Annotated in this window: 12 protein-coding genes; 10 read left to right on the top strand and 2 right to left on the bottom strand. The window is 46.0% G+C overall.

Going from position 1 to position 15,094, the window contains the following annotated elements; all coding sequences use genetic code 11:
- The first annotated feature begins 9 nt into the window (after positions 1 to 9).
- From ACXAFJ_RS16195 to ACXAFJ_RS16165, 7 genes are all read left to right on the top strand, one after another.
- Positions 10 to 657, top strand: coding sequence for a chemotaxis protein CheD (locus ACXAFJ_RS16195; protein WP_475324848.1), 648 nt, complete (start codon positions 10 to 12; stop codon positions 655 to 657).
- Positions 657 to 1,721, top strand: coding sequence for a protein-glutamate methylesterase/protein-glutamine glutaminase (locus tag ACXAFJ_RS16190; RefSeq protein ID WP_475324847.1), 1,065 nt, complete (start codon positions 657 to 659; stop codon positions 1,719 to 1,721). Before ACXAFJ_RS16195 ends, ACXAFJ_RS16190 begins: the two co-directional genes overlap by 1 nt.
- 18 nt (positions 1,722 to 1,739) lie before the next feature.
- On the top strand, positions 1,740 to 2,912 hold the full coding sequence (locus ACXAFJ_RS16185) for a methyl-accepting chemotaxis protein (protein WP_475324845.1): 1,173 nt from the start codon (positions 1,740 to 1,742) through the stop codon (positions 2,910 to 2,912).
- Between the two features lie 9 nt (positions 2,913 to 2,921).
- Positions 2,922 to 3,221 carry an STAS domain-containing protein gene (locus tag ACXAFJ_RS16180; protein ID WP_475324844.1) on the top strand — a complete coding sequence of 100 codons (300 nt, stop codon included), beginning with the start codon at positions 2,922 to 2,924 and terminating at the stop codon, positions 3,219 to 3,221.
- Positions 3,222 to 3,245: 24 nt separating this feature from the next.
- The gene (locus ACXAFJ_RS16175; RefSeq protein ID WP_475324843.1) at positions 3,246 to 4,943 is read left to right on the top strand and encodes an ATP-binding SpoIIE family protein phosphatase; all 1,698 of its coding nucleotides are present in this window, start codon (positions 3,246 to 3,248) and stop codon (positions 4,941 to 4,943) included.
- 275 nt (positions 4,944 to 5,218) lie between these two features.
- On the top strand, positions 5,219 to 6,892 hold the full coding sequence (locus tag ACXAFJ_RS16170) for a DUF342 domain-containing protein (RefSeq protein WP_475324841.1): 1,674 nt from the start codon (positions 5,219 to 5,221) through the stop codon (positions 6,890 to 6,892).
- A 115-nt stretch (positions 6,893 to 7,007) separates the two neighbouring features.
- The gene (locus tag ACXAFJ_RS16165) at positions 7,008 to 7,370 is read left to right on the top strand and encodes a RidA family protein (protein ID WP_475324840.1); all 363 of its coding nucleotides are present in this window, start codon (positions 7,008 to 7,010) and stop codon (positions 7,368 to 7,370) included.
- A gap of 16 nt (positions 7,371 to 7,386) precedes the next feature.
- Here the strand turns inward: ACXAFJ_RS16165 and ACXAFJ_RS16160 are convergent, their stop codons facing one another.
- On the bottom strand, positions 7,387 to 8,400 hold the full coding sequence (locus ACXAFJ_RS16160; RefSeq protein ID WP_475324838.1) for a 2-oxoacid:ferredoxin oxidoreductase subunit beta: 1,014 nt from the start codon (positions 8,398 to 8,400) through the stop codon (positions 7,387 to 7,389).
- Positions 8,393 to 10,234: a 2-oxoacid:acceptor oxidoreductase subunit alpha gene (locus ACXAFJ_RS16155; RefSeq protein ID WP_475324837.1), complete on the bottom strand. Its 1,842-nt coding sequence runs from the start codon at positions 10,232 to 10,234 to the stop codon at positions 8,393 to 8,395. Before ACXAFJ_RS16155 ends, ACXAFJ_RS16160 begins: the two co-directional genes overlap by 8 nt.
- A gap of 138 nt (positions 10,235 to 10,372) precedes the next feature.
- On the opposite strand from ACXAFJ_RS16155, the gene ACXAFJ_RS16150 reads away from it, so the two are divergent.
- The 3 genes from ACXAFJ_RS16150 to ACXAFJ_RS16140 all read left to right on the top strand — a co-directional run bounded on the left by ACXAFJ_RS16150 (position 10,373) and on the right by ACXAFJ_RS16140 (position 15,053).
- Positions 10,373 to 11,299 carry a LysR family transcriptional regulator gene (locus ACXAFJ_RS16150; RefSeq protein WP_475324835.1) on the top strand — a complete coding sequence of 309 codons (927 nt, stop codon included), beginning with the start codon at positions 10,373 to 10,375 and terminating at the stop codon, positions 11,297 to 11,299.
- Between the two features lie 149 nt (positions 11,300 to 11,448).
- On the top strand, positions 11,449 to 12,639 hold the full coding sequence (locus ACXAFJ_RS16145; RefSeq protein ID WP_475324834.1) for an NAD(P)/FAD-dependent oxidoreductase: 1,191 nt from the start codon (positions 11,449 to 11,451) through the stop codon (positions 12,637 to 12,639).
- Positions 12,640 to 13,172: 533 nt separating this feature from the next.
- Positions 13,173 to 15,053, top strand: coding sequence for a PhoX family protein (locus ACXAFJ_RS16140; RefSeq protein WP_475324833.1), 1,881 nt, complete (start codon positions 13,173 to 13,175; stop codon positions 15,051 to 15,053).
- The last annotated feature ends 41 nt before the right edge of the window (positions 15,054 to 15,094 follow it).

The following is a 15,094-nucleotide window of genomic DNA, read 5'->3' as shown; positions in this document are numbered from 1 at the left end:
GGAAAGGGAATGTCTGGTCTTAATCGCTATAACGAAAGCGCATACGAAAACAGTCACTACAACCGATTTTTCAATTCTAGAAAAAATGCGCATATGGTGAAGGTTCTGCCTGGTGGCTTGTATTGCACGGGAGATGCGGAAATTATCGCCACTGGACTGGGTTCTTGTATTTCCGCCTGTATTTGGGACCCAGAGCTTGAAATCGGCGGTATGAATCACTTTCTTTTGCCTTTCGACAGTCAAGATCAAATGCGCCATTGGCATCCGGATGAAGTGATTTCGACGGCATCTCGATACGGCAGTTATGCGATGGAGATGTTGATCAACACTTTGTTGTCCAAAGGCGCGAGCCGAGATCGTTTGTTGGTTAAGGTGTTTGGTGGTGCACAGATGATGGGCCGTTTTTCCATGATAGGTAAGAAGAACATCGAGTTCATTCTTAATTACATAGAACAAGAATCTTTACATGTTGTGGCGCAAGACCTCGGAGGTATGGAGCCGCGAAAAATTTTGTTTGACCCTCAATCTGGCCGGGCGTGGTTAAAGCGGATTCCATTTACTGAAATTCATCATCTACAACAAGAAGAAGAAAAATACGCCTCAAACTTGGATAAAGAATCTCATCGTCCTCACGATGATGACGTGGAGCTATTCTAATGAAAAAAACACGAGTGTTGGTGGTTGACGATTCTCCCGTTTTTCGAGCCTTGCTACAGCAAGTGATCGAATCTGACGACGACCTCGAAGTGGTTGGTACCGCTCAAGACCCGTATGAAGCGCGCGAACTCATTAAAAAACTCAATCCCGATGTGCTTACACTAGACATTGAAATGCCGAAAATGAATGGGGTTCAGTTTCTCAAAAACCTGATGCGGCTGAGACCGATGCCAGTGGTCATGATCTCCACTTTGACCCAGCACGGCGCTGAGCCAACTTTGGTAGCGCTTGAATTGGGTGCGGTTGATTACTTTCCCAAACCGGCAGTGGATAGCTCGGCAGACCTATTGAGTTACAAAGCTGAAGTGGTCAACAAAATCAAAATGGCGGCGACCGCAAACGTTAAAGGAGTCGTCACTCGCAGTGAAAAGAATGTGGTTGAACGTCAACATGTCGGCTCGCAACGAAGTAATCAATTTGAAGTAATAGCGATTGGGGCTTCCACTGGTGGTACAGAAGCGGTTCGACATGTTTTATCTGCGCTTCCTGGAAACCTGCCGCCAATCGTAATTTCACAGCACATCAGTGCCATGTTTTCCGAGTCATTTGCCAAAAGACTAGACGCGAGCAGTGATATTACAGTGCGAGAATTACAGGCTTCAAAGGCACCTTTGATCAACGGCGTTGCTTATGTGGCATCTGGAGACAAACACTTGGTCATTACTAAACGTGGCAACCATTTGTATTGCCAACAAGATGATGGCCCACCAGTTAATCGACATAAACCTTCAGTAGACGTGATGTTTGACTCTATTGCCGAGGCAGTGAGGGGGAAAGCCATTGGCGTTATTTTAACGGGAATGGGCAATGACGGCGCCAAAGGAATGCAAAGAATGCATGATCTGGGTGCGGTAACAATTGCGCAAGACCAAAACTCCAGTGTGGTATGGGGAATGCCAAAGGTGGCCTATGAGTTGGGGGTGGTCGACCACCTAGTTGACTTGGATAAGGTAGCCAAAGTGATCTGTGAGCAGTTTACTCAAAATCAAAAAAATACCGTTTAGTAAAAGCTAGGTGACCGCATGAGCGCAACGATAAATAAAACTAAAATACGAAATACTAGGCTTGGTGTGTTAACCGCTCAAGTCACCGTTTTAGTTGCTTTATCTTATTCCTCTTCAACCTATTATGCGGTGGGACTAGCCGTTTTGGCTGCAGCGCTACCTTGGATCTTTATTAACTATCTTTGCGCTGGGACTCAAACTAAATCCTCTGACAATACTGGCCAAGGTTCTCTTGCTCAGGCCACTCGTTTGGTTGGTACAAAACAACTCAGCGACACAATCACCAAACAAGTTTCTGATCCTTTATCCCGCCAAAGGCAGGTTGTCGACGAGTCGGTTGAAACCTTGAACGAAAGTTACTTTGCACTGCAAAAGTTGGCGGAGCAACAAAACGCCATGACGGAAAACTTGGTTGGCACATTGATGAGTTCGGATGGCGGCGATAGAGACATTGCACAAGTGTTGCCCAAGACCGAGCAAATCGTCGTGCAGTTTGTTGATACCTTAGTCAACGTATCCGAAAAGAGTATTTCCGCAGTACACAGTATTCACGATATGTCGGACAAGTTAGATACGGTATTTAAGTTGATTAATCAGGTCAGAGGGCTATCGGAACAAACCAATTTGCTCGCCCTTAATGCCGCGATTGAAGCCGCGAGAGCCGGCGAAGCCGGACGGGGGTTTGCTGTCGTAGCGCAAGAGGTTCGAAACCTTTCTGTACAAGCTCACAAGCTCAATGATGAGATAGAAACAGAAATCAACGTCGCACAGGAAACGGTTGCCGAAGCGAGCAAGATGGTGGGCGAAATGGCCTCGATTGATATGACGGAAGCGATAGAGTCCAAAGAACGGGTAGACACCATGTTATCTGCCGTTCAAGAGATAAATAAGGAAGTCGAACAAGAAGTGAAGCGAATCCACGAGCTCGGATCACAACTACACACCCAAGTTGATAATGGCATCCGAGCGCTTCAGTTTGCCGATATTATTGTTCAGCAAGGCGATTATGCGCAGGGTTCACTAGACTTTTATACAGAGCTTATGGAAGCGGTAGACGGTTTTCTTCGAGGTCAGCTTTCCTGTGAACAGTTAAAAGCCGTCATTGAACAATTGGATAGTCAAGTGAGCAGCCGCGGCGAGCCAGCCGCCAACCAGTCAAATATTGAAGAAGGCGATGTTGAGCTTTTTTAAGGAGAACGTATGGCCGTCAACATGACGATAGATGAAAGTAACAAAAGCGCAGTGATCAGTATTGAAGGCGCATTTGAATTCAAACTGGTTCAAGAGTTTCGCAAGTGTTACAGCGAAAGGAAGGACTTAAAGTACGTAATCGATTTGAGAAAAGTCGACTACATAGATAGTGCGGGCCTTGGCATGCTTTTGAACATGCACAAGTTTCTTTCACAAGGTGATGGTTCGATCAGAATTATCAATACCTTACCTCAAGTCCGGAAGATCCTTCTAATTTCACGATTCGATAAAAAGTTTGTGATCGAATAACAGCCATTACAGGGGAGGTGTGTGATGAGAGTAATGGTAGTTGATGATCACGCGACCAACAGAGAATTGTGCCGCTTTATGCTGGGCCCAATGGTCGAGCATTTTGACTCCTTTGAAAACGGCGTTGGTGTCGTCGAAGCAATGCAAGAAATGGATGTGTTGCCAGATCTTATTTTGCTTGATGTGATGATGCCAGTGAAGGATGGGTTTGATACCGCGGCAGAGATACGACAAGCCTTCCCCGACACCTTGATTCCCATTATCTTCCTGACCGTGTTGGATGACCATGACTCTTTTGAGCGTTGTTTGACTCTCGGTGATGACTTTATCCTAAAGCCCGTAGACAGAAGTGTTTTACTCGCTAAAGTTCAGGCGCATTATCGAATCGTCAAAATGCACAAGGAAGTGAGCAATCATCGCGATGAGCTACGACACTTCCATGAACAAGTTCAATACGACTACACGATAGCAGAGTCCATCTTCGCGAATTTAATGGAAGAAATGAGTACCCAAGTTGAGCACATCTCTGGTATTCATTACATATCCACCCCATCGACCGTGTTTAATGGTGACTTAATTGTGGTTGCCAATCGCCCTCATGGCGGTATCTACGCGATGATCGCCGACGCCACAGGGCATGGTTTGCCCGCTGCAATTTCAGCGATACCTGCCACCCGCGCTTTTTTTACCATGGCCGCTAAAGGTTTACCGCTCGGAGATATTGTTGAAGAGGTGAATGCCTCTTTGGTGAGATTTCTCCCTATGGGAATGATGCTAGCCGCCAGTGTATTTGAAATTCGTGCAGATGGCCTCGAAGTGTCTTGGTGGGGAGGTGGCTTGCCCGATGCGTTTATTGTCGATGAGCAAAACAACATTGTAAGCAAACTGGAATCTAAGCACATGCCTCTTGGGGTATTGGAAGGCGAGGAATTTGAACACAATATCGAACATTACAAACTGGTCCCTGGGCAACAACTGATTTGTTATACCGATGGTGTGGTAGAAGCCAGTAATCACGATGGCGAGCAGTTTGGTCAGACGAGATTGGAACAAGTCATTTCCGATGGAAACAAGACGATTCCACAGCTCTACAAGGCGGTGAAAGATTTTGCTACGGAAGTCGCCGATGATGATTTGTCTATTTTGTCTATGACTTTTCCTATTGTTAGCGACACAGTGAGCGAGGTTAACGACTCCAAAGCTGTGTTATCTAAGGTACCTGTCACCTCAACGTTGAAATATGACGCTGCGATACTAAAACAAATCTCAGTGATGACAGAACTGCGTCGTTTTGTTAGTGGTGTAATAAGTAAAACCAGCCATCTCGATTTAGTTTGTTCGGTGTTGTCTGAGCTATTTGCCAATGCCATAGACCACGGGTTACTGGATTTGGACTCGTCGATCAAAGAGCAGGAAGATGGCTTCTTTGTTTACTACCAAATGAGAGAGGAGCGCTTACAAAACCTAACGCCAGATGCATGGATTGAGTTGACAATGACCTATCAGCCTTCACCGACTAAGGTAGAATTCCGACTAGAGCATAATGGTAGTGGCTTTGATTATTCCAAAGTGCAAGATACTCAAAATGAAGAAGAGGTTCACGGTAGAGGGATAGTTCTGATTCACGAGTTGTGTGACAGCCTTGAATATTCGAATGAAGGAAAAACCGTCGATGTGGTTTACAGTCTGGATAAACCTCATGCCTTCCCCACATCTCTTTAGCAATTAAGTGATTTAGCACTTTAGTATGAAATTTTAATGCCACCAAAGTCTGGTGGCATTTTTTATGCTTGTTAGTTTGATGGGGCTCAGTGACGATCTTTGATTTAGGATTTACACTGTAAAGGTAGCAACCCAAGTGAGCGCAAATAGGTTTAAGATCTTGAGTGCGCTTGGCTCAAGCCAGTGACGGATGCCGTACTTTTAAGCATGATTACTTTGGGCATTGTCTCATTTTCTATACACTGGCGTGAACTTAGGCTGTAGTGAGATGTGATATGTGGGCAAAGCTGATTGCAATATCTGATAATAATCAAGAGGTTATTGCTAAGCTTCAACCTGAGATGAGTGTTGACCATACGTTTGGTACCAACGGTCTTGAACCTGCACTCAAAGCACTCAATGTTGATCATTGGCGATTACTCGATGATGAAGTCGCCCGTTTTGTGTCTTACGCCCAACAAGCCAAAAGTGAAGCTTTTGTGGGCGTAGTAATCGCTCGTCAGCAAAATGCGACTGTCAACGTCTCTTTGTCTGAGCAAGATATGCTCGCCACTCTCACGGTTACCGGCGCCTATGGAGGTAAGCCGCTGACTGCCTCACAAATTGTTGAAGCACTCAATGAAGCGAAAGTCGTCAAAGGCATCAACAAAAACGCGCTAAAAAAAGCGCTTGCGGACAGTCAACACCTGAAGGCTGGCGAAACGGTTGAACAGCCTGTTGCTCAAGGAATCAATCCAGTTCAAGGACGTGATACCCAGTTTCAGCCAATGGTTGAAGACCCGACTAAACGCATTCTTGCCCCCAAAGAAACCGATGGCAAAGTCGATATGCTGGATCTAGGTGAAACCATTACGGTCGATGTGGGGGAGCCATTAATGAAGCGGATTCCTGCAACAAAAGGTCGCCCCGGCATTACGGTCTTAGGTAAAGTGATTCCACCACAGCCTGGCAAAGATCTGATGATGAAAGCCAGTAAAGGTTCTGAAATCAGTAAAAAGGATCCCAACCTCCTGATTGCCAGCGTGTCTGGTATGCCAATGTTCAAAGATAAATCGGTTGAAGTTGAAGATGCACTTTGTTTAAAGAACATTGGTGTTGCGACTGGCCATATCAAATTCAAAGGCAACGTCGTGGTAACAGGCGATATCGAATCTGACATGGTGGTCAGAGTCACGGGTTCACTAACTGTCGCCGGGTTTATCGAGTCGGCGGATGTACAAGTTCAGGGCGATATTCAAGTTGGAAAAGGCATTATTGGTCATGCGGTCGATGATGACGAAGAAAAATCCTGTGTGGTGAAATCCGGCGGCCACATCACTGCCAATTATGCTCAGTTCTGCGAGCTTCAAGCCGCCGAAGACATCAAACTCACCGTACATTGTATGAACAGTATAGTGCGCTGCGGTCACAACTTAATTGTCTCAGATGAAGCGGGCAAACAAGGAACTTTGAGTGGCGGCAATATTAAGGTGGGTGAAAAAGTTACCTGCGTTAATTTAGGGGTCGAAGGTGATACTGCGACCCACCTAGAAGCTTATGCCAGATACAACATGTACAAAGAACGCTTCAATAAGTTAAAAGAGTATTATCAGCAAGCGCAGGAAAGGACCATGGATTTGGTCCGCAAAGAACTCGAATTTAAGAAAAAGCCAAAAGCTGAGCGCGGCCCTGATGAAGAAAAACAACTTGAGTTGATGAAGTCTCAAGCCAACTCTAAATTAGAGCAATCCCTTAATGCGAGAGACAGTTGGGAGTTAGAACTCAACTCCATGCTTGAGCAAAATATTGTGGAAGTGACAGGCAAAGTGTTCACTCATGTCACCATTCAGTTTGGCGACGAAAAAGTGTTAACCAAGCGTACTCATGGGCCGAGTATCTTTAGTTTCAATCAATACGAAATCAAATGCCAATCCATGCTAGACGAAGAAGATCTCGAAGTAGACCTCTAGGCTCGACCAGAGCTAAATAACGAGCACTTATATCAGGAATAACATTTGGTCGTTTTGGTTAGTGGAGGATTCGACATAGAATCCAAAATTATTCAATCGATTAACTCTACTGACCATGTCTAACCTTATTGAAAGAAAACGCGGCAAATACCAAGGCCGAAACAAGTCCAGTGCTTACCAAGACCTAGTGTGGACCGTTGCAACTGCAGCTGATACGTCCCTCGATATTGCGGCGCAAACCGAGCAAACTCTTCAAACAATCCAAGACAACTTAGTCGAATTGGGCTCAGACAAATCTCAAATCGTTAGCGCGCAAGTTTATATCGCTAATATGGCAGATAAGCTTCAAATGGATGGTATCTGGTGTAAATGGCTTGGTGACAACCCCCAACATTGGCCACAACGCGCGTGTTTGGGAGTCGCACTAGAAGGCGATGTATTAATTGAAGTGACGGTGACCGCCGTTCGTAAACTGTAAACCTCCTACAAGTTATCTAGATAATCCGTTTTACAGTGTCTGCGTTTAGCTCAGCGTTCAGTTTTTGTGCCAATTCAGCTACAGGTATTGGGCTTTGTTTGGTTTTGATGGATTCGAATGTTGGAGAACTCACACACCTTAATATCCCAACAGGGACGGGGAATTCTGGATAGATGAGTTGTGATAGCGCAAAAGCGTACTCACTACCCAATTGCTCATTGTGATTAAACATAGATGGTGAAGACTCAGCGTCTGGATAGTTGGCTATTTTTGAAAATCCAAAGGCTTGCGGTTCCAACCTATAACTGTCGTTATCAAAAGATAGAGGGTGATTATCTTTTAAATAAAGTAAGTGTTTACTTCGATTTTTGGGGCCGTAGTAACTGTTATGAACACCGTCATTAAAAATCACACAGTTTTGCAAAATTTCGACAACCGCAGTGCCTTGGTGCTGCGCGGCTCGTTTGAGTACATCACTTAAATGTTTCGCGTCGTTATCCACGGTTCGCGCAACGAAGCTGGCACCACTGGAGAGTGCCGTTGCAAGTGGGTTTAGCGGTCTGTCTACCACACCTTGAGGCGTTGACGGACCCTGCTGACCCAGATTAGAAGTGGGAGAGGCTTGCCCTTTGGTCAATCCATAAACGGCGTTGTTAAACAGCAGAATTTTGATGTTGTGATTGCGTCTTAACGTGTGCAAGTAATGGTTAGTGCCAATGCTTAGCGCATCGCCATCACCGGTGATGACCCAAACGTCTAGCTCTGGATTGGCAAGTTTAACGCCACTGGCAATGCTTGGTGCCCTACCGTGGATTGTGTGAAATCCGTAAGTGTTTAAATAGTAAGGCAATCTTGAAGAGCAGCCAATACCAGACACAAACACGACCTCGTGTTTTTGCTTGCCCGATTGAGCTAGCACTTTTTGCATGACGTTGAGAACATTGAAATCTCCGCACCCTCGGCACCATTTTACTTCTAGGTCACTGGCCCAGTCTTTGCGGCTAGCACGCACTTCAGTTTGCTTATCCATATTGTGATTCCTTACTTGGATCAGACGCTTTCAAAACAGCCATTGGTTGCAAATACCGAATTAGTTTTTCAATGTCTAAAGGTTGACCATCTACCTGCTGGTAACCCACCACTTGCCGTCCAGAGTGACTTTGCAACAGGTCCCGGAACTGATAGTGACTTTGCTCAATACTTACCACCTGGGTGTATTGATTAAATATATCCGCTAAATCTTTGGGCAACGGCTGCAGACATCTAAGGTGCATGTGACTGAAGAATTCATGAGTCGGATCTAACTGATCAATACAGGCATTGATTGTGGCAAAAGTACTGCCCCAACTGACCAGTAATACATGCGTCCGCTTGCTTGTTTGGTACAGTGGCTTGGGCGCTTTTGCTGCGCATGCTTGAAGTTTTTGCGCGCGTAGCTTGGTCATCAACTGGTGGTTTTGCGCATCGTGGCTAGGTTTTCCGGATACTCGATCTTTTTCTAACCCACCTGTTCTGTGGATACCATGTTCAGTTCCCGGAGCTACCCATTCGCGAGCATAGGTCCTCGCATCGCGAGAAAATGGCGAGTGCTTTAGCTGTGAGTTTTTTTGATAGAGGGCGGGTATATCGGGAACAGACCAAGATTGTGCCCCCATGGCGATGGTAGCGTCAGATAGAACAATGACAGGCGTCATAAACTCGACCGCAATATCAAAGGCGAGCAAAGTGATGTCATAGCAATCTGACGCGTTCATGGGGGCTAAGACCGGTATCGCTGAATCACCGTGTCGTCCAAACAACGCTAGTCGCAGGTCAGATTGCTCAGTTTTGGTCGGCATCCCAGTTGACGGGCCTGCTCGTTGCACGTTGACAACAACTAAGGGCAACTCAGCCATCACCGCGAGGTTGATGGTCTCCATTTTTAGCGACAAGCCAGGGCCGGATGTTGCGGTCACTCCGAGCCTTCCGGCAAAGGCTGCTCCTAACGCTAAGCCTGCCGCGGCAATTTCATCTTCCATTTGCACTGTGCTAATGGGGAACCCTTTGGCATCAGAGAGCTCATGCAAAATGTCTGAAGCAGGGGTGATCGGGTAGGCGCCAAACACCGCTTCTTTTTGGTGTCGATACGTCGCGGCTTTTATCGCTAACGCCGTGGCTTGGTTGCCAGTAATGACTCTGAATAGCTGCGTATCTAACGGCTTATCATGATGTGAAATATCCGTTGGGGGATTGGAGGGCAGCTCTAACGTCTCAGCAAAAAAATACCCAGATTGTAGCGCTTGTAAGTTAGCATTGAGAACTGAGGTTTTGTTGGCAAACTGCTTCTCAAGCCATTGCCTTCCTGCATCCAAAGGTTGTGCGTACATCCAAAACAAGATGCCTAGAGTGAAGAAGTTTTTGCATCGAAGTTTGGACTTTTTGTCTAGGTCATGGTCTTGTAAAGCACGCAACGTGAGCATTGCGAAATTGTGCCGAACTAGTGTGAATTGCGATAGAGCGTTGTCGCTTATGGCGTTTGAATCTAAGCCGACTTTGCTTAACGATTTATCATCTAACCCTGATTCATCAAGGAGTAAGTAGCCACCAGCGGATAATTTTGGCAAATGGACTTTTAACGCTGCTGCATTAAAACAAATCAAAACATCGTAGTGAGCGCCAAGAACCACATTAGGTTGATTACAGAACGCAAGACGAAGCGAAGAAACGCCATCTACACTTCCTGCTGGCGCACGTATTTCTGCGGGGTAATCGGGTTGCAACACCAAAAAATAGTGATTTGCCAATGTATGAGCGACGGGTTTGGCGGTCAATTGGACACCATCTCCAGAATCACCAGCAATACAAATTGATGACCTTTGATTCACGTAACCTCTCCTAATCTGAGGTGAATTTGCGGCTTAGAGGTAATGTTAAATAGTTTAAAACTATGTAAAAATGGCTCGGCTTTCACTTGATTCGTGAACAAAGTTCATGAAGGTTCAACAGTCTTGGGTTGGAGTGGTATGGATAAACTCAATTTATTGCAATTGTTTAGTTTGGTAGCCAACAAAGGTAGCTTTGCCGCCGCGGCGAGTTTTCTCGGGCAGTCTCCCTCCACGGTGAGCAAGGCGGTCTCTCGTCTCGAAAAAGACGTTGGGGTGAGATTGTTTCACCGGACGACTCGGCAGTTGAACTTAACCGAAGCCGGCGAACAATACCTCTTAACAGTGCGACAAGTATTGGAGTCATTGGAACAAAGTGAGCACGCACTTACCCAGCACACAGGGTCGCCATCAGGGACACTGAAAATAGCCTTACCCGTTTCCTATGGCTTGCGTTATATCAGCCCCATGATTCCCGCCTTTCAGGAAAAGTACCCAGACATTATCGTCGACATGGTGTTAACCGATGAATACAGCGACATTGTAAAAATGGGTGCGGATGTTGCGATCCGTAGCGGCCGACTCGAAGACAGTCGGCTGATCGCTAAAAAACTATCACCGATTGATATGGCGATTTACGCCACCCCCGAAATTGCCGCGCAACTTCCAGAAAAGTTGGATAAGCGCGTGCTGGAATCCACGCCTTGGGTGCATTTTCGCTTTAAGCAATCGGGAAAATATCTACCAATTTTTTTCCGAGAACAGGGTGAAGACTGGCAAGAGCTATCACCTCCAATCACCTTAGTGACTGATAATGGTAGCTCGTTAACGTCGTTGGCTTGCAACGGTGGGGGACTGGTGTATCTACCTCACTTTTTAGCTAAGGAGCACGTTCGAGTTGGTCAGTTGGTTCAAGTGGGGGAAGCGCGACGTGACCCCAACATCGCTGTGTATTTGTATTACACCAGTCGCGAATTTATGCCGGTGAAAACGCGAGTGTTTATCGATCACTTGGTCACGGAATTACAAGCGATGGGAGAAAACAGCACTCAAACCTGGTTGTTGTAAATCTTTGGTGAACAATCACTTGCTTGTGTAACGTCAGTTTAACAATTCGTGACAATGATTCACGAAAGCCATTCTGCAGACAATCTGTTTCACCGATTTGTTTTTGAGTAGCCTGATTGGGCTCAACATAAAAACAAATAGGTGATTCAATGTCCAAACCCAATCTTGTTGTCCTTGGTGGCGGAGCCGGCGGTCTGTCACTGGTCACGCAAATCATCAACACCCAAAAAGGCTCTTCAAAGTTCAACCTGATTCTAATTGATAGAAACGATCACCACATTTGGAAACCTTGGCTACATAAATACGTTCGCGGCAAACTCAATCGTCCGAATGATCGCGTAGAATACCGTAGCCATGCAGCCAAGAAAGGCTACCAGTTTGTACAGGGAGACATAGTCAGTGTTGATCGGCTAGAACGGGTAATTTCACTGACAACACCGTTTGGCAACCAGTCAATTCGTTACGATAAACTGGTGGTTGCGGTAGGCAGCCACGCCAATGATTTTGGCACACCAGGGGTCTATCAATATTGCCAGTTTTTGGACAGTCTAGAGCAAGCCAACGCCTTAAAAACTCGGGTAAATCACCTTCTCAATCGACCTAATAGTGAAGAAATTCAAGTTAACATTGTTGGTGGTGGCGCCACTGGCGTTGAGTTATCTGCTGAGTTGATCAGTATGTCTCCGTCAAGAATCAAAGTGAGGTTGTTTGAGGGTTCTTCTCGCTTGCTACCTGTCTTACCAGAAAAAGTTTCCTTACAGGCAAAAGAAAAATTGGAGAAGCTGGGTTGTGAGGTGAACTTAAACAGTCGAATCACCAAAGTCAGTGAAGGCCATCTTGAAGACGTGGATGGTATTCATCACCACGCCGACCTGCATATTTGGAGTGCGGGCATTATTGGTCCTGAGTTACTGACCCGGTTTGATGGTTTGGAACTGACCAACAATCGCCGACTAAAAGTCACCCCCAATTTGCGAGCAGAAAACGACAGCAACGTGTACGCCATTGGTGATTGCTGTGCGTGTCCTCAACCAGAAGGTCATGAAGTACCAGCGAAGGCGCAAGCAGCACTGCAGATGGCTAAATATTTAGCGAAGCACCTAAACACTATTTTGGATGGTCAGTCTTTCGACGACTTTGTCTATGTCGATCAGGGCTCTATTGTGGCAGTGGAAAAAGAGGCGTTTGGTAAGTTGGCGCTCGGCCCGTTTTTGGCTGGTCGTCTCGGTTATCGAATTTACTCCGCTTTGTATCGCAAACATCAGCAGTTGGTGCTGGGGACAAAAACTATGAGCTTGTCTTTTTTAGCAGATTGGTTATATCGAATGTCCACAAAATAAAATGTCGACCAAGTAAAACAGCTAAAGATTTAAACTCCTGTCGTTCTCTTTTGGGCCTGTCCTTGGGCCCATTTTTTTGATCAAAAAAGCTGACCGTAGTCAGCTTTTTAACGGGTGGTAGCACCAGCTACCTATTACTTTATTCGCCTTAGTTCGGCTTCTTTTCTGCTTCTTTATTGCATTCTTTCCAATATTGAATGCGAACCCGATGCAGCTGGGCTTTTCGTGTTTTCTTCATAATGCAATCCCTCTTGTTATTGTTGATAGGATCTAAACAAACTGACTTCGACGTTTCTGTGTCAAAATTCTGTTGCGGACAACATCTATATCACGATGAACATCACTTTTGTATGACAATTTCATGGAAGATTAGTTTCATAGAGTGATTCTAATCGCAAATCCAGTGTTTGCCAGTTTTTGACCAAAAAATGTCATTTAACGCCAATATTTCAGCAACATAAAGTTAACCCTAATGTCACGTCAGCCGACTAATCTGAGCCCACAAATAACGATAATCCTATGTGGAGTTAATGATGAGCCAGCCTAACGACCAAGAGTCAAAATTTAGTCAGATGATCAACGCACAGCTATCACGACGTACCTTTCTATCTGGTACCGCCGTGGCAGGCGCTGGCGCGTTTCTCACCTTAAACCCGGTTGCCAAAGCCGTTGCCGCGATGAGTTCTTCATCTTTGCTCAACTTTGAGCCGGTACCAGCATCGACAAAAGATGCAGTAATTGTGCCTAAAGGTTACAAAGTCGACACCTTGATGGCATGGGGAGACCCTATCTTCGTCAACGCACCTGATTTTGACCAAAGCGGAACGCAGAATGCGGCTGCTCAAGGGCAGCAATTTGGTGACAATACCGACGGTATGAGTGTATTTCCGATTGGTAAAAATCGCGCAGTATTGGCGGTGAACAACGAATACACCAATTACGAATACCTATTTGACCACAAAGGTGAAAAGCTGACGGCGGATGATGTGCTAAAAGCACAAAACGCCCACGGTGTTACTGTGGTTGAATTGGTCAAAGATAGCAATGGTTGGAAGATTGACCGCTCGGGGGAAAGAAACCGCCGCATTACCGCTAATACTGAGATGATGTTGACGGGTCCGGCTGCTGGCCACGAGTTACTGAAAACCAAAATGGACCCAGAGGGCATGAAACCGCTAGGTACGTTTAACAACTGTGCCAACGGTGAAACGCCATGGGGAACTTATCTAACCTGTGAAGAAAATTTCCACGGCTATTTTGGTACCAGCCAAGACGTTGAGCTTAGTGATAATTACGCGCGTTATGGGGTAAAAGCCAAGCTAGAGGGGCGATACAACTGGCATAAGCACGATGAACGTTTTGATGTATCAAAACATCCTAATGAGCCCCATCGCTTTGGCTGGGTTGTTGAAATTGATCCAAATGACCCGACGTCCACCCCGCTTAAGCGCACGGCATTAGGTCGATTTAAGCACGAAAACGCAGCGCTTTTGATTAATGAAGATGGCCATGTGGTGGTGTACCTTGGCGATGACGAGCGCGGTGAACATCTCTACAAGTTCGTATCGAAGAACCGCTATCAGCCAGGCAATAATCAAGCAAATCGAGACTTGCTAGAAGAAGGCACCTTGTACGTAGCCAAATTCGAAATTGAAGATGGTGAGTTGAAAGGTAAAGGTGAATGGCTTGAGCTGACTTATGGCAAAAATGGCTTAACCAAAGAAAACGGTTTCAACGACCAAGCCGAAGTCATGATCTTTGCACGTAAAGCCGCTACTCAAGTCGGTGCTACGACCATGGATCGACCGGAATGGGTCGCAGTACACCCAGATAATCAGCATGTCTTCTGTACCCTGACCAACAACAAACACCGTGGCAAAAAAGACAATCAACCGGTTGGTGGGCCTAACCCGCGAGCCGAGAACCACTACGGACAGATCATTCGTTGGACTCCAGCACAGGGCGATCATACTAAATCAGATTTTGATTGGGATTTATATTTGATTGCAGGTAACCCAGAAGTTCATCAAGGAACCATGTACGCAGGTAGCACCAATATTAACAAAGACAATATGTTTAACAGTCCTGATGGCATTGGCTTTGATAAAGCTGGTCGTCTGTGGATTCAAACAGATGGCAACTATTCCAACGAGGGCAACTTCGCCGGTCAAGGCAATAATCAGATGCTGTGTGCCGATCCGATGAGCGGAGAAATACGACGCTTCATGACCGGTCCAATCGCTTGTGAAATTACAGGCCTTGCCTTTTCTGAAGATCAAAAAACCATGTTTGTTGGCATTCAGCACCCAGGTGAGCGCGGCGCTCCGTCTCATTTCCCTGATGGTGGTGATAGCAAACCTCGCTCTGCGATTGTCATGGTGACCAAAGACGATGGTGGCGTGATCGGGTCTTAATCATCATTGGTAGATACCAATTAAAAAGGCGCATAGTGCGC

The organism is Vibrio sp. ABH4_348 (genome assembly GCF_056159765.1).
Note: the sequence above shows the minus strand (reverse complement) of the source record. Positions and strands in the feature narration are given on the sequence as shown.

Excerpts from the sequence above, each read along its gene's own strand:
- ACXAFJ_RS16185 (WP_475324845.1), top strand. The coding sequence starts at position 1,740 with ATGAGCGCAACGATAAATAAAACTAAAATACGAAATACTAGGCTTGGT.
- ACXAFJ_RS16190 (WP_475324847.1), top strand. The coding sequence starts at position 657 with ATGAAAAAAACACGAGTGTTGGTGGTTGACGATTCTCCCGTTTTTCGA.
- ACXAFJ_RS16175 (WP_475324843.1), top strand. The coding sequence starts at position 3,246 with ATGAGAGTAATGGTAGTTGATGATCACGCGACCAACAGAGAATTGTGC.
- ACXAFJ_RS16170 (WP_475324841.1), top strand. The coding sequence starts at position 5,219 with ATGTGGGCAAAGCTGATTGCAATATCTGATAATAATCAAGAGGTTATT.
- ACXAFJ_RS16145 (WP_475324834.1), top strand. The coding sequence starts at position 11,449 with ATGTCCAAACCCAATCTTGTTGTCCTTGGTGGCGGAGCCGGCGGTCTG.
- ACXAFJ_RS16165 (WP_475324840.1), top strand. The coding sequence starts at position 7,008 with ATGTCTAACCTTATTGAAAGAAAACGCGGCAAATACCAAGGCCGAAAC.
- ACXAFJ_RS16140 (WP_475324833.1), top strand. The coding sequence starts at position 13,173 with ATGAGCCAGCCTAACGACCAAGAGTCAAAATTTAGTCAGATGATCAAC.
- ACXAFJ_RS16150 (WP_475324835.1), top strand. The coding sequence starts at position 10,373 with ATGGATAAACTCAATTTATTGCAATTGTTTAGTTTGGTAGCCAACAAA.
- ACXAFJ_RS16160 (WP_475324838.1), bottom strand. The coding sequence starts at position 8,400 with ATGGATAAGCAAACTGAAGTGCGTGCTAGCCGCAAAGACTGGGCCAGT.
- ACXAFJ_RS16180 (WP_475324844.1), top strand. The coding sequence starts at position 2,922 with ATGGCCGTCAACATGACGATAGATGAAAGTAACAAAAGCGCAGTGATC.
- ACXAFJ_RS16195 (WP_475324848.1), top strand. The coding sequence starts at position 10 with ATGTCTGGTCTTAATCGCTATAACGAAAGCGCATACGAAAACAGTCAC.